The organism is Paenibacillus segetis, assembly GCF_014639155.1.
GTDB classification, from domain to species: Bacteria; Bacillota; Bacilli; order Paenibacillales; family Paenibacillaceae; genus Fontibacillus; species Fontibacillus segetis.
In genome coordinates, this window is the sequence record NZ_BMFT01000001.1 from 452,451 (window position 1) to 476,037 (window position 23,587).

At 42.5% G+C, this 23,587-nt stretch carries 22 protein-coding genes; 19 read left to right on the plus strand and 3 right to left on the minus strand.

What is annotated here, in order from left to right; genetic code table 11:
- Positions 1 to 91 precede the first annotated feature (91 nt).
- The 9 genes from IEW05_RS01920 (at position 92) to IEW05_RS01960 (ending at position 6,987) form a co-directional block, all read left to right on the plus strand.
- Positions 92 to 583, plus strand: a complete 492-nt coding sequence (locus IEW05_RS01920) for an RNA polymerase sigma factor (RefSeq protein ID WP_188535280.1) — start codon at positions 92 to 94, stop codon at positions 581 to 583.
- Positions 580 to 1,584 (plus strand): anti-sigma factor, encoded by a 1,005-nt coding sequence (locus IEW05_RS01925; RefSeq protein ID WP_188535282.1) that lies wholly within the window; start codon positions 580 to 582, stop codon positions 1,582 to 1,584. Before IEW05_RS01920 ends, IEW05_RS01925 begins: the two co-directional genes overlap by 4 nt.
- Positions 1,585 to 1,791: 207 nt before the next feature.
- Positions 1,792 to 1,971 (plus strand): DUF3934 family protein, encoded by a 180-nt coding sequence (locus IEW05_RS01930; RefSeq protein WP_188535284.1) that lies wholly within the window; start codon positions 1,792 to 1,794, stop codon positions 1,969 to 1,971.
- 17 nt (positions 1,972 to 1,988) lie between these two features.
- The gene (locus IEW05_RS01935) at positions 1,989 to 2,444 is read left to right on the plus strand and encodes a HEAT repeat domain-containing protein (RefSeq protein ID WP_188535286.1); all 456 of its coding nucleotides are present in this window, start codon (positions 1,989 to 1,991) and stop codon (positions 2,442 to 2,444) included.
- 93 nt (positions 2,445 to 2,537) lie between these two features.
- Positions 2,538 to 2,810, plus strand: a complete 273-nt coding sequence (locus IEW05_RS01940; protein ID WP_188535289.1) for a NifU N-terminal domain-containing protein — start codon at positions 2,538 to 2,540, stop codon at positions 2,808 to 2,810.
- 10 nt (positions 2,811 to 2,820) lie between these two features.
- Entirely contained in the window at positions 2,821 to 3,663 is an 843-nt protein-coding gene (locus tag IEW05_RS25710) for an SEC-C metal-binding domain-containing protein (RefSeq protein ID WP_229753223.1), read from the plus strand.
- 445 nt (positions 3,664 to 4,108) lie between these two features.
- Positions 4,109 to 5,179, plus strand: coding sequence for a Delta(5) desaturase DesA (gene desA, locus IEW05_RS01950; RefSeq protein ID WP_188535291.1), 1,071 nt, complete (start codon positions 4,109 to 4,111; stop codon positions 5,177 to 5,179).
- 60 nt (positions 5,180 to 5,239) lie between these two features.
- Positions 5,240 to 6,391, plus strand: a complete 1,152-nt coding sequence (locus tag IEW05_RS01955) for a sensor histidine kinase (protein ID WP_188535293.1) — start codon at positions 5,240 to 5,242, stop codon at positions 6,389 to 6,391.
- Positions 6,388 to 6,987, plus strand: coding sequence for a response regulator transcription factor (locus IEW05_RS01960; protein ID WP_188535295.1), 600 nt, complete (start codon positions 6,388 to 6,390; stop codon positions 6,985 to 6,987). The genes IEW05_RS01955 and IEW05_RS01960 overlap by 4 nt, the downstream gene beginning before the upstream one ends.
- On the opposite strand, the gene IEW05_RS01965 is transcribed toward IEW05_RS01960, so the two are convergent.
- Complete coding sequence (locus IEW05_RS01965; protein ID WP_188535297.1) at positions 6,980 to 7,864, minus strand: LysR family transcriptional regulator; 885 nt, start codon at positions 7,862 to 7,864, stop codon at positions 6,980 to 6,982. The two genes, IEW05_RS01960 and IEW05_RS01965, sit on opposite strands and share 8 nt — an antisense overlap.
- Positions 7,865 to 8,002: 138 nt before the next feature.
- Between IEW05_RS01965 and IEW05_RS01970 the strand changes: the two genes are divergently transcribed.
- The 3 genes from IEW05_RS01970 (at position 8,003) to aroD (ending at position 12,431) form a co-directional block, all read left to right on the plus strand.
- Positions 8,003 to 9,754 (plus strand): ABC transporter ATP-binding protein, encoded by a 1,752-nt coding sequence (locus IEW05_RS01970; RefSeq protein WP_229753404.1) that lies wholly within the window; start codon positions 8,003 to 8,005, stop codon positions 9,752 to 9,754.
- Positions 9,754 to 11,496 carry an ABC transporter ATP-binding protein gene (locus tag IEW05_RS01975; RefSeq protein WP_188535301.1) on the plus strand — a complete coding sequence of 581 codons (1,743 nt, stop codon included), beginning with the start codon at positions 9,754 to 9,756 and terminating at the stop codon, positions 11,494 to 11,496. Before IEW05_RS01970 ends, IEW05_RS01975 begins: the two co-directional genes overlap by 1 nt.
- Positions 11,497 to 11,666: 170 nt before the next feature.
- Positions 11,667 to 12,431, plus strand: coding sequence for a type I 3-dehydroquinate dehydratase (gene aroD / locus IEW05_RS01980; protein WP_188535302.1), 765 nt, complete (start codon positions 11,667 to 11,669; stop codon positions 12,429 to 12,431).
- 32 nt (positions 12,432 to 12,463) lie between these two features.
- Here aroD and IEW05_RS01985 read toward each other — a convergent pair whose 3' ends face one another.
- Both IEW05_RS01985 and IEW05_RS01990 read right to left on the minus strand, forming a co-directional pair.
- On the minus strand, positions 12,464 to 13,000 hold the full coding sequence (locus tag IEW05_RS01985; protein ID WP_229753224.1) for a shikimate kinase: 537 nt from the start codon (positions 12,998 to 13,000) through the stop codon (positions 12,464 to 12,466).
- Positions 13,001 to 13,436: 436 nt separating this feature from the next.
- Positions 13,437 to 14,192 carry an SGNH/GDSL hydrolase family protein gene (locus tag IEW05_RS01990; protein WP_188535304.1) on the minus strand — a complete coding sequence of 252 codons (756 nt, stop codon included), beginning with the start codon at positions 14,190 to 14,192 and terminating at the stop codon, positions 13,437 to 13,439.
- Positions 14,193 to 14,351: 159 nt separating this feature from the next.
- On the opposite strand from IEW05_RS01990, the gene IEW05_RS01995 reads away from it, so the two are divergent.
- The 7 genes from IEW05_RS01995 (at position 14,352) to IEW05_RS02025 (ending at position 23,535) form a co-directional block, all read left to right on the plus strand.
- Positions 14,352 to 15,335: a Gfo/Idh/MocA family protein gene (locus IEW05_RS01995; protein WP_308420419.1), complete on the plus strand. Its 984-nt coding sequence runs from the start codon at positions 14,352 to 14,354 to the stop codon at positions 15,333 to 15,335.
- A 161-nt stretch (positions 15,336 to 15,496) separates the two neighbouring features.
- A complete protein-coding gene (locus tag IEW05_RS02000) occupies positions 15,497 to 17,101 on the plus strand; it encodes a VWA domain-containing protein (RefSeq protein ID WP_229753225.1) in 1,605 nt (534 codons plus the stop codon).
- Between the two features lie 19 nt (positions 17,102 to 17,120).
- Positions 17,121 to 17,732 (plus strand): 5-bromo-4-chloroindolyl phosphate hydrolysis family protein, encoded by a 612-nt coding sequence (locus IEW05_RS02005; RefSeq protein WP_188535309.1) that lies wholly within the window; start codon positions 17,121 to 17,123, stop codon positions 17,730 to 17,732.
- Complete coding sequence (locus IEW05_RS02010; RefSeq protein ID WP_188535311.1) at positions 17,729 to 18,829, plus strand: hypothetical protein; 1,101 nt, start codon at positions 17,729 to 17,731, stop codon at positions 18,827 to 18,829. Before IEW05_RS02005 ends, IEW05_RS02010 begins: the two co-directional genes overlap by 4 nt.
- A gap of 18 nt (positions 18,830 to 18,847) precedes the next feature.
- Entirely contained in the window at positions 18,848 to 19,930 is a 1,083-nt protein-coding gene (locus IEW05_RS02015; protein ID WP_188535313.1) for a toxic anion resistance protein, read from the plus strand.
- 195 nt (positions 19,931 to 20,125) lie between these two features.
- Entirely contained in the window at positions 20,126 to 21,940 is a 1,815-nt protein-coding gene (locus tag IEW05_RS02020) for a cache domain-containing sensor histidine kinase (RefSeq protein WP_188535315.1), read from the plus strand.
- Positions 21,937 to 23,535, plus strand: a complete 1,599-nt coding sequence (locus IEW05_RS02025) for a response regulator (protein WP_188535317.1) — start codon at positions 21,937 to 21,939, stop codon at positions 23,533 to 23,535. The genes IEW05_RS02020 and IEW05_RS02025 overlap by 4 nt, the downstream gene beginning before the upstream one ends.
- The last annotated feature ends 52 nt before the right edge of the window (positions 23,536 to 23,587 follow it).

Here is a 23,587-nt window from a genome sequence, read left to right on the forward strand (position 1 = left end):
ACTCTGATCTATCTATCAGGGTTGTCTTTTTTTGTGATCCCATATAACATTTGGAACACTCGCTCGTTATACCAATGAAGGGAGGTGAAGAATGGAGCCCGGGCAGCTGCATCAATTACTTCAACCCAAATTAACCGAAATAAGAAAATACCTAATTCGTTTAGGTGCGAATCCTGCTGACGCGGAGGATATCGTTCAAGATACCGTCTACAAAGCATTCTTATACATTGAATCTATCGAAGCCAATAAATTCAGTGCGTGGTTATATAAGGTTGCCATCAACCGTTACTACGATCTATGCCGGCGGAATAAGCGGATTCAAGTTCCAATTGAATCTGTTCAGATCGCCGATGTGGATTTACCAGAAGACAAGCTGTTACAGCAAGAGAAACGGGAGCAAATTGAGTCCATTCTCGCCAACCTGTTACCTCACCATAAACAGCTATTAATTATGAAGTATGAATTGGAGTTATCTTATCTGGAAATATCTGATTTGCTTGGAATAAAAGTCGAGAATGTTAAATCGGGGCTATTTCAAGCCCGTAAACAATTTCAGAAAAGGTATAGAGGTGACGTTGAATGAGCGGACCATGGGAAGATCAAGATGATAACAACCTATCCAAAGTAATCAAAAAAGCTAAACGAAGAACGACGATCCGAAACATCCTCATTTCACTAGTTGTATCGGTTATTGTTCTATTCATTGGGGTCATTGTGAATGCTCAACTTACGAGTCACAGTGCATCGAAAGCGATGAGCGAGGAATATGCACTCATGGAAATTAGTGGTCCCAATCAATATGTTTCAGGGTATACAGATGAACATGGGCTTCTGTCAGGGAAACTAGAGTTTAGTATGTACAAAGTCATTGAAGGGGTACCGATTCCGTGGCAGACGAAGGAGATAGGCTATAGTGTTCTACCCTTTCTTTCTTTTTCAAGTATTGGTGGTGATACTCATGGTTTAAATATCCCCATATCAGATCCTGAGATGGTTCAGGGCAAATTTGAATATTACCGTAATTATAACGGGTATAATGGGCAGCGAAAGATGGCTTTTTATATCCCGGGGGTGAACTATAACGATAAGGTGTTGAATGATCTATCTATCCTTAAGAAGATGGACCAAGACAAGTTAGTTGAGATGGCTATCTCATTTGATAAGGACTATTCCTTAGCGGACGTTAAAGCGATGATCCCAGCAGAACTAACACAAGTGTGGTATTGGGTAGATACCTATGATAATAGAAAATATTACGAACCTTACAAGGATGGCAATGGGAATATGAGCTTTGCTACCCCGGAGGGGGACAATTATCTATTTGGATTTGGTATCAACTTCGATGGACCTGATGTTAACGAGCAGAATTTTATTGATGCATTACAGCGAGGGCTAAACGGTAAACACCAGTACGAGTTCAATCGGATAAATAATTATTTAAAAGGGGAAAAAGCACGGCCTGAGAAGACTGATGTTCGGATTCTAGGTGTTGTTCTTACTGGAAATGCGAAGGAGCTTCAGGCCCTAAGTGGGCAACCTTATGTAAGGGGAGCGGTATTAGGCGCAGTTGCGGATAAGTATTAACCTATTTCTGTTAGAGTTCCGATTCACAGCACTTTCCAGTCTGTTTGTTACTAATTTGTAGCAGCGCAGCTAGGAGAGTGTTGTTTTTCTGTACATATGGTGGCCAATGAGGTATATTTCATCATGCTTGGGTAAATACCCAAATGTAATAGAACCAACTAACGATGAGCAGGTAATCCAATATACAATGAATAACGGAGTGATTATTTGAGTAAAGCAAAAGGTAAGGGTGGAACAGGTAGGGGAACCGACAAAAAAGGCTGGAATCGTTGGCAAGCAAGTGCCAAAAGAGCTAAGAACGCTCCCAAACCTTACACCAGTAAAGGTGTAAAGAAGGAGAAGGAAGAAGCGGCTAAATTGGCCAAAGAAAGCGAAATTAAAGAATAGAAGGAGACCTGAATATTTTGAATCATGAAGAAGTAAATATAGAGGCGCCAGAAGAAGTAACTTATGAGGATCTAAAAAAAGCGGCGAACCGAACTGCGAATTGGAGAGAAAGATTAGCTGCGGTGGAAGAGTTAGGTCAGAAGCAGTGGAACAATGAACAAACCATCGGTCTACTCTCAAAAATCATGGCCAATGATACGGTGTATCAAGTTCAAGAGGCTGCTTATCGTAACCTCAAACGATTTGGTCAAAATGTTAAATCCCCAGTTAGAAGACAAGGTGAACTGGTTAAGGGAGTAAACAAAGTTCTAGTACGAGTTAAGAAGAGCTTGCCAGAAGGTCATACTTTTGAAGAGTTCAAAGAGAAGTTGAAGAAGATGAGAATCGATATTTATGATACGTATGAAGGGGATAAGGGCGCTGAATTTGATCAGTGGCTTGAATCCATATGGGCATCGTTATCTAGAAGATAGGATATGCCTACAAAATCAAACTACGCCTCTCCAACATTTGGTGGGGCGTAGTTTGCCATGTTACAATGAGCACAAATGAGGAGGAGTGATCCCATGTCTATACAAATTAATGTTCAGGTTACACCGAACCCCAATGCGATCAAGATCAGTACGAATCAGACGATATTTGAAGGCCCTAGAAGTACATCTCTAAAAGTTGGTGACGCCACGGATCATCCCTTGGCTAAGGCATTACTGGCTGTAGAAGGTGTAGATAATATTTTTGGAATCAAAGATTTTGTCACGATTAGCAAAAAAGCTGATATGCAGTGGGATGTCATTCTACCTCAAGTAGAGCAGATCTTTAGCGAAGTATACGGAGCATAAGTGACGACATATGAATAAATTTACATTTACTTTAGACCCAGAGGTCCAGAAGGATTGGATTAGCTTGATGCAAGAAGGCTATGAATACTCTCAGGAGGGAGTATCATTGGCGGCGATCACGATATGGGGACAACTTTGGGAAAAAATGCGTACGATGATCGATGAGAATAAGCTCAGCGTTGAAGAGTTAGACCATGCCTTCGGACAGCAGCGGATTTACAATTGGAGTTCTGACTTTGAGATGGAACTAGGAAATGCATCAAGGGAAGAGAGTAGCTTTGCTCAGAAGCGGATTCATTTTTGTACTGAATATATTGCACGGCACCGTGACCAGAGCGATCCTAATGTTGAATTGATGAGATGGGCGATTTGTGAATCATACTTTGACTTAGGACAACCGGAAGAAGGGGAGAAGGCTTTTAGACAGCAGCTTACGGAATCTCCTTTTTCAGGTTGGGGCTGGATCAGATGGTCTGATCATTATGGTGTCTTAGCTCGTGAGGACCAGAAGAACACGGTTAAAGCTGTACAAATATTAGAGCAGGCGCTGGAGATTGAGGAACTAAAGGATCGGTATTATGTTCTAGAACGTCTTGAAGACCTATACGCGGAGTTAGGGTTGCACGAGAATGTCACTGCTGTTAAGCAGGTCATGATGGAGCTTCTTACCGAGGATCAGGATATAAAGCTTAAGCCACAGACACAGACACAGACACAGACACAGACGCAGACCTTGGTGCCACCCACCGAGAACGTGGTGCCTTTAACAAGTGTCAAAGTTGGTCGTAACGACCCTTGCCCTTGTGGAAGTAACAAGAAATATAAGAAGTGTTGTGGAAGTATTAAGGAATAAAGTAAGAAAGGACCTCCCTTGTGCGGGAGGTTTTTTTGTATTTACGTAGACTCACCTGAGGGAGAGCGGGAGGAGCGGGCTGTCCATTTTGATTAAATGGAAAACCTCCAGCTAATTTAATCCAAATAACCAATTTTCTTAGGTTAACTGGAATAACTCCCGTTAATTCAACTGATGTCCACTAATATTACTTCAGAACCTCAAATTAGATGGAGGAATTCCAGTTAAATCGTCCAAGCAGGAAGCACACAAGTAACATTAAATGGAGGTATTCCAGTTATTTATATGCACTCCTCAGAGCACGCCTATATGACATTTATCATACTCCGGACTTGACGTTTATGACTACAACGATCAGCCTTAGTTCTCTACAATGAAGATATAAGATGGATTATCGAATCTTCACCACGTTCGCCGCTTGTTATAATGAGGAGGAAACCACACGATGGCTCAACCTAACAACCTGTCAGCATTGAAAAAGAATATGGCCCCTTATGAAAAAATTGATACGAAGTCGAGTGTGCGTCAGCTACTTAACACCATAGTGCCTTTATTGCTACTATGGTACGCTGCTTATTTGAGCCTTTCAGTCTCCTATTGGTTGACTCTCCCTATTACGATTATTGCTTCCGGTTTTGTAGTCCGGACTTTTATTATATTTCACGATTGTTGTCATCAATCATTCTTTAAGAGCCGTCGTGCTAATGATATACTGGGTACCATCACGGGTGTGATTACACTGTGCCCGTATCAGCAATGGAAACACAGTCACTCGATTCATCATGCCACGAGTAGCAACCTCGATAAAAGAGGAACAGGCGATATGTGGGTACTTACGGTAGACGAATATGCTGAAGCATCCTTTTGGCGTCGTCTGGCTTACCGGATCTACCGGAATCCACTGGTCATGTTTGGCGCGGGTCCTGTTGCGATTTTCTTATTTTCTTACCGATTTAACCGTAAAGGTGCAAAGCGTAAAGAGAAGGTCAATACGCATGTTACGAATGTTGCCATTGTTGCTCTATACGCGTTATTATGTTGGGCTATTGGCTGGCAAGCATTTGTGCTAATTCAGGCGCCTATATTCTTCGTATCAGGAATGCTGGGCATCTGGCTATTTTATGTACAACATCAATTCGAAGAATCTTATTTCGAACACGATGAGGAATGGAGTTATATCAATGCCGCTGTAGAGGGAAGTTCTTATTATAAACTGCCTACACTGCTGCAATGGATCACAGGAAATATCGGATTCCATCATGTTCATCATTTGAGTCCCAAAGTGCCTAACTATAATTTAGAGAAAGCCCATAACGCTACACCGCCATTACAGAAAGCAACGACGATTACGATCGGCACTAGCCTGCAATCACTGCGTTTTCGTCTGTGGGATGAACATACGAAGAACTTTGTTGGGTTTAAAGATGCGAAGCATCTGGTGAAGAATCAAGCCAGTCAACGAGTAAAAGAGCAAGCAAGTCAACGATTGAACAAGCAAACCAGTCAAGAGCATTAATCTATTGTGTTATTATAAAAATAAATGTAGACATAAAGACAAAGGTGGGGAAGTCATCCGATGCAGAAGTGGTATCAAATTTTGCACAAAAATACGGGACTAAGCCCGTATATATGGGTTGTCTTCTACATCCTGCCTTTTTATTTCATCTTTCGATTTACCTCTACGTATTCGGTCGTCTTAGGTAGTATCATGATCATCGGTTTCTTTATCTGTTACGTGCTATCCTTTATTTCGAAGGGATGGCTCGTGTATTTTTGGACGAGTCTCCAGATTTTGATCTCCATTACGATGACACTGGCATTTGGGTATGTGTATTTCTCGCTGTTTCTAGCTTTTTTTATCGGTAATATTAAAAATAGGATTGGATTTATTACTTTGTACATTATTCATCTTGTCAGTACATTTGTGACGATCAATTATGGTTTTGTCTCGCAAAATCCTGTATTCTTTACGCAGTTACCGTTTATCCTTGTTAGTATGATCGGTGTGATTCTCCTACCGGTGACTACCTATAATCGCAATAAGAGTGACAGGCTGCAGGTTCAGCTGGAGGATGCGAATAAACGGATTTCCGAACTGGTCAAGCTGGAAGAACGCCAACGTATTGCCCGTGATTTGCATGATACATTGGGGCAGAAGCTCTCATTAATTGGTTTGAAAAGCGATTTAGCTGGTAAGCTAATCAGTATAGATCCAGATAAGGCCCGCAACGAAATTACAGATGTTAGTCAGACTGCGCGAACGGCCCTGAAGGAAGTTAGGGAAATGGTTACGCAGATGCGGGGAACACGGCTAGAGGACGAAATGTTCCGGATTAGACAAATATTGAAAGCCGCTGAAATTGAGTTCAACCTGGATGGGGACCCTAAGTTATCGAACACCTCTCTTTTGAACGAAAATGTGCTGAGTATGTGTCTAAAAGAAGCGGTCACCAATGTGGTGAAGCACAGTAACGCAAAGCTTTGCTCCATATCGATTGAACCCTCTCGCTCGGATCTGGTTCTTAAGGTGAAGGATGATGGAGTTGGTATTGTGGGGGAGTATTTATTTTCCAGAGGTAGTGGGTTACGTGGGATGAAGGAACGTCTGGAATTTGTGAATGGAAGCTTGGACATTTGTGCAGATCAGGGGCAGGGGACCACGATAATCATCAAAGTACCAAATATTACGAATGAACCTGACAAGCTAGAAAAGGAGGCGGGGATATGATTACGATTGTGATTGCCGAGGATCAGCGGATGTTGCTGGGTGCTCTGGCTTCCCTGCTTGATTTAGAAGAAGATATGACAGTAGTTGGCAAGGCAAGTAACGGTGAGGATGCGGTGAAGCTCGTCCATCTTCATAGACCTGATATTTGTATTATGGATATTGAAATGCCACTTAAGAATGGATTGGACGCGGCTGAGGAACTGAAAGGAATGGGCTGTAAAGTGGTGATTCTTACGACTTTTGCCCGTCCTGGATATTTTGAACGAGCGCTAAAAGCAGGGGCTAATGGCTACCTACTCAAAGACAGTCCTAGTGAGGAACTGGCGACCTCCATTCGTAGCATCATGGCTGGACGACGTATCTATGCCCCGGAATTAGTGGACGACTACGGTGGTCAAGAGAATCCATTGACTCAAAGAGAGAATGAAGTGCTAGGCATGATTGCAGACGGGAAAAATACGAAGGAGATCGCAAGTGAGTTGTATATCACAACCGGTACCGTTCGGAATTATATTTCCGTTATTCTTGAGAAACTAGATGTTAGCAACCGGATTGAGGCGATTACACGCTTCAAAGAGAAGGGTTGGTTCAAATAGGGGAAGTATTGTCCCCGCTAAAGCTTTCTATAAACTTGGCAGCTATTGTGGAGAGATATTTATCTTTCATCCATATGGCTGCTATTTGCGTGCGCAGATTGTCACATTCAATCTCTTTATATATAAGATTCGTATTATTGGCCAGCTCGAAGGTGGTTCTTGTAACGATTCCAATTCCAAGCCCCGCGTTGGCCCACAGGAGCGTTGTACGAGCATCGTCATTTTTACAGAAAATATTGGGCTCAAAGCCATGAGCTGAACAAGTCTCTCGGATGAGCTGCTCAAACCTGCGGTAAATGATAAGCGGCTTATCTTGTAGCTCTGTGACATCGATGGTGGATTTCGCCCGGTCCCAATCATATTCTGGAGTCATTACGGCAATCATCGGTTCAGGATCAGCATATTTATAGCCCAGATTGCCCAAATTAAATGGGGTTCTGACAATGCCAACCTCGACAATCCCTTTGCTTAATAGGTCGATGATCATAAATGTGTTACCTTCATGGATTTCAAATTTGACGCCTGCATAGTTCCGATGGAATTCGGAGAGCCTGTCATTTAAAAGAGTAGCCCCTGACGAGGACACGGTCCCGATGGAGAGGGTTCCTTTTAGACCTTTTCCTAGGTCCTTCATTTCTCTTGTAGTGGAATCACTCAACTCTAAGATTTGTTTCGCCCTATTCTGCAAAATGATTCCGGCCTCGGTAAGCTGAATTCTTCGCGGTCCACGTTCCACTAATTTGACCCCAAGCTCATCCTCTAGCTGCTTAAGCTGTTGGCTTAGCGGGGGTTGGGCCATTTGTAGTTTTTTGGCTGCAGAAGTGATTTGACCTTCCTCTGCAATCGCTAGAAAATACTTCAATTGCCGGATATCCATGGTTGTCCCTCCTTAGATATATTAAATTCGTATGGGAGTTATATCTTTCTAATATTTTATATATGTCAGATTGTATGTCATAATCATAGCGGATCATGGGTAATAGTCAAATGATTCAATAATTACTTAGATTGGGTGATGGTAACTTTGCTGAAGCTTGTGACATTCTTGAAACCGTACAGAAAAGAAAGCATTATCGGCCCCATCTTCAAGCTGTTTGAAGCGATATTGGAGCTGTTGCTACCGACGATTGTGGCCTTAGTTATCAATCACGGTGTAGGACAGGGCGATACCTCGTATGTACTAAAAATGGGTGGTTTAATGTTACTCATGTCCATCTTGGGGTTTGGCTGCTCCATGGTCTGTCAATATTATGCGGCTCGTGCCTCACAAGGTTTTGGTACTAACCTGCGTAATACGATGTTTAAACATATCTCATCGCTTTCTTATGCTGAGTTGGATCAATTCGGCACGCAATCATTAGTTAATCGAATTACGAATGATGTGAATCAGCTTCAACTAGCCGTTGCGATGCTAATCCGTCTAGTCATCCGTGCTCCGTTCATTTGTATCGGAGCGATTATTATGGCGATGATCCTTGATTTCAGATTATCGCTTATTCTACTGGCTGCTACGCCTATATTTGGTATCATTTTATATTTGATCATTACCCGTTCAGCACCGCTGTATCGTAGTTATCAACGGAAGTTGGATAAGCTTGCTCTCGTCCTGAGTGAGAATTTAACTGGTGTAAGAGTTATTCGCGCCTTCGCCAAGAGTAGAGCAGAACGGCAACGTTTCAATGCGTCTTCGGAAGATATTACCCATACGGCGATTCGTGTCGGCCGTGTCTCGGCATTATTGAGTCCGATGACCACGCTTGTAGTGAACGGGGCTATTATCGCGATTTTGTGGGTCGGTGGTATACATATTAATCATGGCACACTTTCACAAGGCGAAATTATTGCTTTTATCAACTATATCACGCAAATTTTATTGGCTCTGATCGTCGTTTCCAATTTGGTCATCATATTTACCAAAGCCTCTTCTTCAGCGAGCCGGGTTAATGAAGTGCTGGCTGTGACGTCTTCAATTCAAGGTACCGATCAAGCTGCGAGTGGTAACATGGAAATGATAAAGCCAGACGTTCCAGTCATCGAGTTTGACAAAGTCTCATTTGGCTACAATACAACGGGTGAGATGGCGTTGTCTAACATTTCTGTAGCGATTCATCATGGGGAAACAGTGGGTATTATTGGCGGTACAGGTATGGGGAAGTCAACTTTTATTAACTTAATCCCGAGATTTTATGATGCCACTGAGGGGGAAGTGAAGGTTGATGGGGTCAATGTGAAGGACTACCCGTTACGCCAGCTCCGTGAAAAAATCGGGATTGTTCCACAAAAGGCGGTGCTGTTTAGTGGAACGATTGCGGAGAATATCCGCTGGGGCCATGAGCAAGCTACCGATCAAGAGGTTAAGCTTGCGGCAACTATTGCGCAGGCAGACGAGTTTATCTCCAAGCTTCCAGAGGGCTATCAAACGGTGATCTCGCGTGGCGGTGGGAACTTATCAGGCGGGCAGAAGCAACGATTAACGATTGCCCGTGCTGTCGCGGCGAGACCTGAGATTCTAATTCTGGATGACTCCTCCAGTGCGCTGGATTTTGCTACAGATGCTGCATTAAGACGAGCTATTAAGGAGCACAGCGGGGGGATGACCTTGCTATTGGTATCTCAACGGGTTAGTACGGTTCAACATGCAGATAAAATTATTGTGTTTGATGAAGGACGTATTGTTGGAATAGGCCGTCATGAAGAACTCCTTCAGGGCTGTGACGTCTATAGAGAAGTTTGCAATTCGCAGCTCTCAAGTCAGGAGGTGGGCTAATGGGAACCAAGGAAACATGGCAAAGGTTGCTTAAATATGTAAGTAGATATAAGAGTTCGGCATTCTGGGCGATTCTGTGCGCGGTGATCAGTGTAATTGCTAGTCTCATTGGACCATTTATGATCGGTCGTGCTATTGACGAGATGGTTGGACCTGGGGATGTAAATTTCTCAGGGGTAACGACATTGCTGATCGGACTGGCGTTTATTTATTTGATTGGAAGTCTATTTGGCTGGCTGCTCACTTATCTAACGAACCGTATTGCATACCAGACGGTTAATGATATGCGGAGTGATTTGTTTGATCATATGAACGTGCTCCCACTTAAGTTCCACGACCGTCATCCCCATGGAGATAGCATCAGCCGTTTCGTTAATGACATGGATGCCGTGTCGGATGGACTGTTACAGGGGATCTCGACATTTCTGACGGGGATAATCACCATCGCAGGTGCCATTGGGTTCATGTTATATATCAGTCCGATGATGACATTGGTCGTGCTTTTATCCGCATTGGTGACTTACTTTGTGGCGAGATTTATTACGATGCGTTCTCAAGCGCTCTTCCGGCAACAGGCTCAAATCTTAGGTGGCTTGAATGGATACGCAGAGGAAATGATCGGCGGTGGCAAGGTAATTCAAGCGTTTCACTATGAAGATCGGTCCTTTGAGCAATTTAAGTCTAAAAATGAGGAGCTCTATCAAGCGGGTGTGAAGTCGCAGTTTTATGGCTCATTGTCTAATCCATCAACACGATTGGTTAATAATATTACATTCTCGGTTATTGCTACGATTGGGAGTATGGCGGTTATTTTATCTAAAATATCGGTGGGTGATTTATCTAGTTTTCTTATTTATTCTAATTTGTTTGCTAAGCCTTTTAACGAAATCACTGGGGTATTAACACAATTTCAGGCGGCAACAGCCTCGGCTCAGCGTATTTTCACCATACTTGATCTGCCACCGGAAATACCGGATGCAGTTGCTGATACGGAGGAACTGGAGCATGCTCAAGGGACGATCAAGTTTGATCATGTGAAATTTGCTTATGTTCCAGAGCGTCCACTCATTACGGATTTCAGTCTAGAGGTGAAGCCGGGAACCCGGATCGCTATCGTTGGACAGACAGGTGCGGGTAAGACGACCCTTGTTAACCTGTTGATGCGGTTCTACGATGTGGACGGTGGCTCTATTTTGATAGATGGCGTCAACATTAATGAGATGAGCCGCGATAGCCTGCGGCGTAAATTCGGTATGGTATTGCAGGAAACGTGGCTGTTTACGGGCAGCATTCGCGATAATATTGCATACGGTAAGCCAGAGGCTACGGAGGAAGAGATTATTGCTGCGGCGAAGGCAGCTAATGCGCATAGCTTCATCAAGCGGTTACCGCAGGGTTACGATACTGAAATCAGCGGAACAGGCGATAGCTTGTCCCAAGGACAGAAGCAACTGCTCACGATCGCACGTGTAATGCTGGTTGATCCGCCGATGCTTATATTGGATGAGGCGACGAGCAGCATCGATACCTTGACGGAAATCCGTATTCAGAAGGCGTTCCTGAAGATGATCGAGGGACGTACCAGCTTTGTGATCGCACATAGGCTCTCCACGATCCGCGAGGCTGACCTAATTCTGTACATGAAGAATGGCGATGTCGTCGAGAGTGGCAGTCATCAGGAGCTTTTAGCGAGCGGTGGACATTATGCTCAGTTGTATAATAGCCAGTTTGCTACGGCGTAGATTGATTATCGAGTTGGATGAACAAGTTTTGAACATGAACTTTTAGAGAGAGAAATCTGTGATATAATCATATAAATTGTTCTTTCGGAACATCAAATGGTTTGCCCTTATCTTAGGCAAACCGTTTTTATTTGGATACATAACAGTAAGAGAAGAAAGGAACTTAATCTATGAGTAGAACAGTAACGATCAAAGATGTGACTCTAGGAGAAGGCGCACCCAAAATTTGCGTTCCCATGGTAGGAAAGAGACTGGAGCAATTACAGGATGAGGCAACACACCTAACAACACTTGATCTGGATATTGTGGAATGGCGGGTCGATTTCTTTGAACAAGTGGAGAACATCGATGCGGTTACCGGGGCTTTGACGCAGATTAGGTCCATTCTGGGGGACATTCCGTTGTTATTTACGTTTCGAAGTGCCAAAGAGGGCGGCGAGAGAGAAGTAAGTACTGCATTTTATTTTGAGCTAAATAGAGCTGTTGCTGTAACGGGAGAGGTCGAACTTATAGATGTAGAGCTGTTCAATGAGGAGCAGGCGATCAAGGAACTGATTAGTGTAGCTCATGCACATAAAGTATTTGTCATTATTTCTAATCATGATTTCGACAAAACCCCACCGAGGGATGAAATTGTATCGCGCTTGAAGAGAGCACAGGATTTAGGCGGGGATATCCCGAAAATAGCAGTGATGCCAACAAGTCCGAGCGATGTGCTGACCTTGCTCGAAGCAACATGTAGGATGAAGGAACAATATGCCGATCGACCGATCATCACGATGTCGATGGCAGGTACAGGCGTCATCAGCCGCCTAGCGGGGGAAGTATTCGGCTCAGCGCTAACCTTCGGTGCCGCTAACCAGGCCTCTGCCCCAGGGCAAGTACCGGTAGCGGAATTACGCAGCATGCTGAACCTGCTACATCGCAGCTTGTAGGGACAAGGGGACAGGTTCCTGTCCCTCTGTTCCTAGAGATCTAGCGTTTGGATGAGATGGTCGGCGGCTTCTTCGAATCCGAGTCCGTCAATATTAACGGAGGCATGATTTGAGGAGTATGAGTTCTGACGGGTATAGAATAGTTGTTCTATTTCTTCCATGCTTTTGTTCTGGAGAATGGGTCTGCTATCTATGATCAAGTGTAGTCTTTGTTTCCATGTTTCCCAGGAAATATTAAGATAGACAACGTTGGACGTCGACAGACAGATATTTTTAATCTCATCCTGCAGGAACGCACCACCACCAAGAGAAATAATTTTATGCTGCGAGTTGCTACATACATCGAGAATATAGTCTTTTTCCATTTGGCGAAACGCCTTTTCCCCAAGAGACTGGAATATTTGCGTCACAGGCATTCCGTATTTTTGCTCGATTTGAGCATCAACATCAATAAAATCACGACCTATTTTCTTAGCGAGATGTTGACCAATCGTGGTTTTCCCCACGCCCATAAAACCAATTAAGACAATATTTTTATCCTTTTGAGCTATTTCCTCATGGGACAGCAATCCGACCACTCCTTAACGATTCAGTACTCATTGTGTTTGACACTCATTATAAGGTCAACAAGAAATTACATCAATAACTCTATGAAAACAGGACTCCAAACCATTTTCAATACTTCACTAGGATTGGTTTGTGTTTGATTCCAGTTTCTAACACACATTTATAGGGAAAAACTCCCGTTAATTTGCTGAGAGGACCCCTCATTACAAGTTTAACTGGAATACCTCCTGTTAATTCAATCGATCATACCCACAATGGGCTTGAAGTGCAAAATTAGATGGAGATATTCCAGTTAAGTTACCCTAGAGTTGGATGGCCCCATAATTAAATGGAGAATTTCCTGTTATTTATCCTTAATCTACTATTTGGTGTTGATCCATAACCATTTAGAACAAGAAAAGAGACCTTCAGCAGGTCCCTTTCTTCTTGTTCATATATTTATTCATATGCTAAATCGTTATGGTCCTGCAGTAAGAATTGATAGTTGGTTCGGATGAACTCAAGAACTTTATCACAAATAATCTGGTGACCCGCTTTATTAGGATGGATGCCATCTACACAAATAAATTTGGTGAAATCAGGATGTTCAAGGAAGGCTCCTCTTACATCGATATATTTGGTTTTAGTCATTTCAGACACTTTAATAATCGTCGAATTGTATCTTTCTTGCCACCAATAAATTTTGGTGACGCTCCCCAGCCATTTCATGATGTTGGTCTCAGCTTCAGGATTATTCTGGCTAACCCATTTGAAGTATTTGTCAGCGTTTAAAGGGGGAAGGCTCATTAAGATCGGTGTGATCTGTTGACTTTTTAGAAAATGAATCGTTTCCGTCAGCATTTTCTCAAATACGGTGAAATCAGTCTTAGGGTTGTGTAGCGCATCTGGGTTGTCGGCAATTTCATTCCAATGGAAATCACAATCGTTACCACCATACTCGATCAGCACAATATTAGGTTTGTCCTTCACAATGTCTTTCTTCAGATTGCCGATTCCTTTGATCAGCGTATTGCCAAACCTTGCTGTATTTCGGACGGCGCCTTTAAGTTTATCCTGTAGAAGTGATACATAATTGTCTTCGAGTATAACGTACTTGCTTCTCACTTCATCATAAATTACACCCTTGGAAATGGAATCTCCGGAAACAATATATTTAAAATTATCAGTTAAAAACTCCTTGTTAATTTCATTCATAGTAACACCCCGTTTCCAAACTGCTCAATAACTTGATTGTAATGCAGTTACAAGGATGAACGCAAGTATGGACAGGAGCTATCGCGAATGAGAGAATGTATTTATAATCAGATATAGTCGGAAATAATAGTCGAAAACAAAGGGGATGTGATAACTGTGATACGATTCGGTATTATTGGAACGAACTGGATAACTGAGCGCTTCATCCAATCTGCAATGGAGACAGAGCAATTTGCTCTGACTGCGTTATACTCCCGTACGGAAGAAAAGGGCAAGGCTTTTGCTGCTAAATTTAATGATCCCAAAGTATATACAGATTTAGAACAAATGGTAGCAAGCGATCAGTTGGATGCTGTTTATATCGCTAGCCCTAACTCATTTCATGCTGAGCAGGCTATTCTTTGCATGAATCATGGGAAGCATGTTCTTTGCGAGAAGCCGATGGCTTCCAATGTGTCAGAAATGCAAAGAATGATCGAGGCTGCTCGTAGTAACAACGTGGTGTTAATGGAAGCCATGAAATCTACGCTTATGCCTAACTTAAGAGTGATTAAGGACAATCTGTATAAAATAGGTCGTGTTCGTCGCTATTTTGCAAGCTACTGTCAATATTCCTCCCGGTATGATGCCTTTAAGCAAGGAACCGTTCTGAACGCATTTAATCCCATTTACTCCAACGGTTCTTTGATGGATTTGGGTACGTATTGTATTTATCCTATGGTTACACTGTTCGGCAAGCCCGATTCTATCCAAGCTGTCGGCGTTCAGCTCTCTTCAGGTGTTGATGGGGAGGGAAGTATGGTGCTTAAGTATAAGGATATGGATGCGGTTATTATGTACTCCAAAATTGCCGATTCTTACTTGCCAGCAGAGATTCAAGGCGAGAACGGTACTTTAGTTATTGATAAGATCAATCAGCCCTATAGTGTGAAGATTCATTATCGAGACGGGACGATTGAAAACCTTACTCAGCCGCAATATCAAGAGTCCATGTATTATGAAGCCGAGGAGTTTATCGAATTGATTCAGACGGGTTGTCGTGAAAGTAGTATCAACTCATGGAGTAATTCGCTTATGGCCGTAGAAATTATGGACGAAGCTAGACGACAGATAGGGCTTACTTTCCCAGCGGATTTAACCTAATAGCAAATTTATTTACAAACTTCTCTAACCGAAATGGTTAGGGAAGTTTTTTTTGTGATGAGGTAGAGACTTTACATAGTTTAATCCCTAGTTAACACTGTCCTGATAAAATTTTAACAAACGTACCTAATTATACCTGTAGTTCAGAAAGGAAGCTTGTGATGATCAAATTCGGCTTATTACGCCGGTCATTCTGCATACGAGCGTCAATGTTGACGTTATTGGTAATGACATTGTTGCTGTCTGGATGTCAAAGTGACTTGTTCTCTAGCAGCTCAAAAACGTTTGTTATTCTGTCGGGCTCCGAGAATAAACCCTTGGAACCCTTAGTGAAGCGAATCGCTAAGGAATCAGGATATGATGTTTCATTCGATTACAAAGGTTCTATCGACAGTATGAATCTACTACAAGCGGATTCCAGTCGGTATGATGCGGTCTGGTTGGCCTCACGATTCTGGATTGAGCTTGGTGATCAGAGTAAAAAAGTGAAGCTTACGCAGTCGATTATGACTTCACCCATTACGTTTGGTATCCAGAAGTCGAAGGCAGAGGAATTAGGTTTCGTCGGTAAGGATGTTACCATTCGTGATATTTTAAACGCGGTAAATTCGCATGAACTGAATTTTATGATGACTTCGGCAACTCAATCAAATTCAGGATTAAGTGCCTATCTAGGATTTCTACATGCTCTATTACAAAAAGACCAGGCGCTCACGCATGACGATTTGCAGAATGAAGCGCTACGCGCAGAAGTGAAGCAATTACTACAAGGAGTGAACCGTTCGTCGGGTAGCTCGGGCTGGTTGAAGGATCTGTTCCTACAGGGGGATGGCAGCTACGATGCTATGGTCAATTATGAAGCGGTCTTAATTGAGACGAATCAGGAGCTTGTGAAACAGGGGAAGGAGCCATTATATCTGGTGTATCCTACGGATGGGCTTAGTATCGCTGATTTCACCCTTGGATATATCGATAATGGTGATGCTGACAAAGAGGCGTTCTTTAAAAAAATGCAAGAAAATCTATTGAGCGAATCGACACAGCAGGAAATAGGGGAATTGGGTCGACGTACTGGATTTGGTGGAGTGGTCGCCAATCGTAATCCTAATGTGTTTAATTCCGAATGGGGAATCGACTTAGATCGTAACATTTCACCAATTGCATTTCCCAGCAGCGATGTAGTTCTGGAGGCTATGAACCTGTACCAGACTGCGCTTAAGAAGCCAAGCTATACCGTTTTTGCGCTAGATTATTCAGGCAGCATGGCAAATAACGGAGAGACACAATTGAAGAAAGCGATGGAGACTATTCTAGATCAGGAGCAAGCGAGCAAGTATTTGCTGCAAGGTTCTGACGAGGATGTAGTCGTCGCGATACCTTTTAATAATCAATTGATTGATGTGTGGAAAGCTGATCATTTAAGTGATTATAAGTCACTATTAGAGCAGATCGAGAATTTAAAAGCTGATGGTGGAACTAATATCTACAAAGCATCCATACAAGGTTTGGAGCAAATGAGGAACGTGGATACCAGTAAATATAATGTGGCAATTATCCTGATGACGGATGGAATGTCAGATGGATCTTATGATGATTTTGCACAGACTTACCGCGAAGTTGGCAAAGACATTCCCGTATTCCCAATCATGTTTGGCGATGCCTCTGACGAACAATTGAATGGACTCGTCAAACTCACTCGTGGGAAGTTATTTGACGGTACGAGTGATCTGATTAGCGCTTTTAAGGAAGCTAAGGGATATAACTGAGAGAAGGGACAGATGATCCATGCAAGCTGCTAAAGGAATCACAGCGGGAGTGCTCGGAGCTGCGGCTTTTTCCCTCTTTCTGTTCGTCATCCATGCCCCATTTCTACTCTCGGTTGGTAGTGGAGTTGCGGTACTGGTAGCTGTGGAGCTATTATGGCGAGGCCGGGCGAAGATCGAGATACAGCTACCAAATCAGCCTGATGAGACCTCAATGGACTTTTATAAGCAAACGATTCAGGAAGGCCGGGTTCATGCTGAACAAATTAAACAATATTTGAAGCTTGTGGAGGACGCAGGTGTGTATGAGAAAATATTAGAAATTTGCGATACTTCCGATCGAATCTTTGAAACATTGCATAGTAAGCCCCAAAGTGTGAAGGTTATTCGCCAGTATTTCACTTATTATCTGGAGACAACCAGCAAAATTATTGGCAAATATGTAGAGTTGAAGCGGCAAAATATCCGTGATCAAGAAGTGGAAGAGATTATCACCAGAACTGAGAGTGATTTGGATTTGATAGCGAAGTTGTTTCAACAAAATCTGAAGAAGCTTGTTTCTGATGATGTCCTGGATCTCGATGTGGAACTTGATATGCTGCAATCTATGCTCAAATCGGAGGGCCTGAAGTGAAGGGAAAACAGTGGGGGACCTTAATTGGGATTATTATTCTAGTCTTTGTTGTAGGTATTGGTTACTTGTTTAGTAGAAACAGTGATCTCACTTCTGGGGGGAAGGGGAATATTACGGTGGTTGGTAATCTTGGGGGAGAGAAGATCGGTTTATTCTCCGACGAGGAAATTATCAAAATATTGAAAGATAGATATCATATCACCGTTGATTGGAGAAAAGCAGGTAGCATTGAAATGGTCAAAGACTATAAGCAAGGGCCTGACTTTTTATTCCCTTCGAACCAGGTAGCACTCGAGTTGTTCAAGAATAACCACGCGGAGGAGATTAAGGGTAGTGAAATTATTTTTAATTCTCCCATTGTATTCTATACATGGAATCGCATTGCAGACGCTCTAATTGACCAGGGAATCGCCCGTCAGAACAATGGAGTCAACACCGTAGATACTGAATCTCTGTTAGCGCTCGTAAACGAAGGAAAGTCATGGGATGACATCGGTGCAAATAAGAATGATCCAAACTCCAAGCTGTATGGTAAGGTGACGATCATTTCAACGGATCCATCCAAATCGAATTCCGGCAATATGTTTGCAGGATTGTATGCCAATTTAATCAGTGGAGGCGTAGTTAACGATAGCAACATTGCTGCTGCGCTACCTCAAATCAAAGCTTTTTTTCAAAATTTAGGGTACCTAGAGCCCTCCTCGGGTGATTTGTTCGAGCAGTATCTCAAAACGGGCATGGGCGCCAAGCCGATAATTGTAGGTTACGAGAATCAGATGATCGAGTTCGCTGAAGATAATCCCGCTGTGTGGGAACAGGTCAAGGACCGTATGCGGGTGCTCTATCCAGTTCCAACGGTATGGAGTTCACATCCTTTAATTGCGCTGAGTGACAATGGTAAGAAACTTATTGAGGCTTTAAAAGACAAGGAAATTCAAGAACTAGCTTGGAAAAAGCACGGGTTCCGCTCGGGAATCGTAGATATTCAGAACGATGTGTCTGCACTTGGAATTGGGAATATCCCAGAGACAATTGACTCGGTTATTGCAATGCCCACACCAGCCATTATGGATCAAATCATTCAAGCTGTTCAATAAAAATAAGGAGGTTTTCTCATGATCGAATTGCAAAATACACCTAATCAAGGTGAGTTAACAAACGAACAATTGGAGAAGGTACAGACCATTGCGGCAGAACTTGATTTGTCTGATGGTCAGAGCATTACATATTATGGAGCAGGTGTGCAGAAGGAATTATCCACTTTTTCGGATAAAGTTCTTGAACATGTAACGATGAAGGACTCAGGTGCTGCGGGTCAAATCCTGGGTGATCTGACTTTGAAGCTAAAAGGGTTGGATGTAGATAGCCTATCTGGAGCACAATCGGGGTTTTTCTCGAAATTATTTCGGACATTTGCGAACAAAATCGAAAAGTTTATCATGCAATATCAGGAGATTAACGGGTACGTTGAGCAAATTACAGTGAAGCTCGAAAAAGCAAACAATACATTGATCAAAGAAACACTCACTTTGCAGGAGTTGTTCGAACGTAATGGAGCGTATTATCAGGAGCTATCCGTATACATTAAGGCAGGTGAATTGAAACTTCAGGAGCTGCGTGATAAGGTTCTACCTGCCTTAGAGGAGCAAGCGAAGTCGTCACAGGATCAACTGGTGATGCAGAGGTATTCAGATCTGGTGTCGGCTGCGGATCGCTTTGAGAAGAAGCTGTATGATTTGAAGCTTTCGCAGACAATCTCTCTACAAGCTGCGCCTCAAATTCGTCTGATCCAATCTAACAATCAAGTGCTCTCTGATAAAATACAAAGTTCAATTCTCAATACCATCCCGATCTGGAAGCAGCAAATCATCATTGCTATTAGCTTATTCCGTCAGAACGAGGCGTTGAAGCTTCAGCAGGAAGTGACGAAGACAACCAATGAGATGCTGCTCAAGAACTCGCAAATGATGAAGCAAGGAACGATAGAGATCGCCAAGGAAAGCCAGAAGGGGATTGTTGAGATCGAGACGTTGAAGAAGACGCATCAGAACTTGATTTCCACACTCGAAGAGACGATCAAGATTCAACAGGATGGGCAAGCAACCCGGAAAACGGCCGAAGAAGAAATGATCAAAATGAAGGAAGAGCTCCGGGATAAACTATTGAAATTTGCCGAAGAAGAACGTAGCATTAGATAAATTTATGGAGGAGCAATTATTAGCTTTCATAACGGAGCATGAGTTTGATACTTAGGAATTGGAGAAGGACAGCACAACAGAGTATATCTCTTTTGTTCTGCCCTTTTTTTGTTGCTTATCGATTTGGCAATATATAACTGGGAATTTGCAGAAAACGGTAGTATATTGATACACATCAAATTTGGTGGTGACGAAATGATCAAACGATCCAGATTTATTAGTATTAAAACAAAAATTATTGTTCCCTTCCTGTTTGTTATCATCGTGCCTATTCTAATTATGTCCGTCAATTCTTATATTTCATCTCAGCAACTTTTGGAGAAGAAATATAGAGATTTATTGATCGATATTACTCAGCAGTCGAATATCCGCATTGAAGAATTTCTAAATGAGATTGAGAAGATTTCACTTGTCTCCAGCTATGGAATAAACAGCTATGTGTCAGCAAGTTCCCAAGAGAACTACCCGATTCAGAATTATCTCCGCGACAGCAGCACGACCCATGAGAATGAGGCCTCACGTTTATTGATGAACTATATTACGATGAAAGATCGGGCTTTCTCCGTTTATATTTACAATATGAATCAAGGAGAAAATCTATATATCAGTTCCAATAAACCTATTGATTACACTTATAATCCGAAGAAGGAGCCATGGTTCCAAAATTTTTTGAAATCAGAAGACGTTGTTATGAATCTTCCAACCCATTTGGATGATCAGACTAAAAGTAAAGATAATTGGGCGATTTCCAATGTCCGTAAAATATTTGATCTAAAGAATGGAAAGCTGCTAGGTGTAATGGTTATCAGTATTGATTTGGATTTTATTAACAAGGTCAATGAGCGGCTCCAGGAAGAACGGCGTTCAGCTTTTACGATTGTTGATGATCAAGAGCGGATTATTTATAACCGTGATTATAGTAAAATAGGCAAGCTCTTTAAGGAAACCTTGTCTTTGGATCCGAAGGAAGACTTAATAAACGACGGGAGTCAAATTGTTCGAACGGAGGGCAGAGACTATATCCTGATTCGAAATCCATTTAAAGAGCAAAAGTGGACTACCTATCTGTACATGCCACTGGAGGAATTGTCGGTGGAAGGGAAAATCTTGAAGCGCAATTTGCTCATCATTGTGGTAATGCTGGTTTGTTTTGCGATTATCTGCTCCATTTATTTGTCCAATCTGGTGACTAGACCGATAAAGAAATTGATGAGAAATATGAGTTTGGTGGAGAAAGGGAAATTTGATCATCTCCCTTCAGGACAATCAAACGATGAAATCGGTCTCCTTGCTAACCGTTTTGATCAGATGAGTTCCGAGTTGAAGCAACTCGTCGAACGTATCTATCAAGAAGAAGAACAGAAATCCGAGGCGGAGATTCGGGCGCTTCAAGCGCAGATTAATCCTCACTTTCTATACAATACCTTAAACTCTGTGAAGTGGATTGCCTCAATGCAGCGTTCAGACAAAATAGTAGAGATGACTGAAGCATTAATTTCCATGCTGCGATATACCGCGAATAATACAGGTGCTCTCGTACCCATTCGAGAAGAAATGGACAATATTGAGCACTATATGTCGATTCAAAAAGTAAGATATTTCAACCGTATTCAGGTTAAATATGAGGTTGACGATATCCTATTGGATTATCAAATTTTGAAGCTGACGATACAACCGATTGTTGAAAACGCTATCTTTCATGGTCTCGCTGAACAAGAAGATGAAGGGACGATCACGATATCCATTTACCGGGAAAATCAGGATATTATTATCGGGGTCAAGGATAATGGACAAGGGATGGATCAGGAAACGATCGAACATTTGCAACGAGATGTTCTGGGCGTTGAAGGGAACTTTAACGGCATCGGAATCTCCAATGTCCATAATAGATTAAGACGCATTTACGGTTCCAATTATGGAATTCACTTCGTAAGTGAACAAGGTATGGGAACCATTTTTTATATCAGAATTCCACAAGTATTGATGTCAGATGGGGGAGGACAACCATGATCAATGTAGTAATCGCCGATGATGAACTGCTCATGCGGATAGGACTCAAGTCGATGATCAATTGGGAGGAGCAGGGCTTTCAAATTATAGGTGAAGCAGCTAATGGTAGGGAAGCGCTTGAAATCGTTCAGGAGCACCGTGTCGATTTAATCATTACCGATATCAAAATGCCTGTCATGGATGGGTTGGAATTGATTCGTGAGGCTTCCCAATGGATGGACTCTTGCCAATATGTGATCTTAAGCTGTGTAGATGAATTTAAGTATGCTCAAGAGGCTTTGAAACTAGGGGCCGCTGATTATTTGATCAAGAGTGATATCAAACAACAGCAGTTAGTTGAGGTTCTTAATACCGTCAAGAAAAAAATAACTCACTCCGCCCCTAAAGGTCATTCTGATCAAACGGAGCAGTATAAACAAAGTGTAAGTTACTTGAAGGAAACGTTGTTCAAAGAAATATTCAGCGGGTTTCGAGAGGAACAGGAAATACTTCAACAGATTTCTGCTTTAAATATTGCCATAAGACCGGACGATATGCTCCTCTTCAAGCTTAGGGTAGATCAGTTTGAGACGATTCGGACCAAATATGTGGAGAAAGATGAGAAACTACTCCGATATGCGGTCGTCAACATATTGGAGGAAATGATACCAAAGAAGTGGGCCAAGGAGATCATTATTGAGAATTCGGCTGAATATCTCTTGGTGATGAATATACCGGGGGAAAGCGAGGGTAGGCGGCCTAAGGAGGAACTTAACCGGTTGTTCGATAAGATTACGTTAGCGATGAAGGATTTCCTCAACATTTCCTTCTCTGTTGGTGTAAGCTCCATCGTTCCTAGCTTTAGTTACTTGAAGACGGCTTATAAGGAAGCTGATTTGGCACTCAGAAATCGTTTTTTTGCAGGGTCCGGTAAAGTTATCTATTATGAACATGCCACGACTGTGGTTGCTTCCGATAGTTATGGATTTATATTGAGTAGGGAAGATGAGAGAGCTTTAAAGACTGCATTGGAGGGAGACGATTACAGTCAGTTTCGGGAACGATTGGAAGTGATTAGAAACGCTTTGAATAACGAGTCTATTTCGGAGACAGTCATACGTAATGTTTATATTCGGGTCATGGAATTGATCAGCTCACGGTTTCCTGGTACTCCGCCCTCTGTAGCTGGGGGGAAAACACTGTACGAGCAATTACTGGGGCAAGAAACTTTTCAGAGTATCCATGACTTTGTAACGGGTTATTTAGAGCAGGGAATTCAATATGGCCGTACTTTAGAGATTGCCCCGCAGAGCTATGCGGATTCGGCTATTGCTATCATTATGCGAGATTATGCTGTAGACATCTCACTGCAAAGCGTGGCCACTCAAATCAATGTAAATCCGTCTTATTTAAGTCGGATCTTCAAACAGGAAACTGGCGGGAATTTCATCAATTTCCTGACAAAGGTCAGAATCGATAAGGCTAAATACTACCTGGAGGCGAAAAACTTCAAAGTGTATGAAGTGGCTGAGAAGGTTGGGTATCCGAATACAACGTACTTCAGTAAAATTTTCAAAAAGATCGTAGGGGTCACTCCGGAAGAGTATCGTGGGTAAAAAAAGTGCTAGAAGTAGTAAAGGAAGTGCATACCTGGTATGCACTTCTATT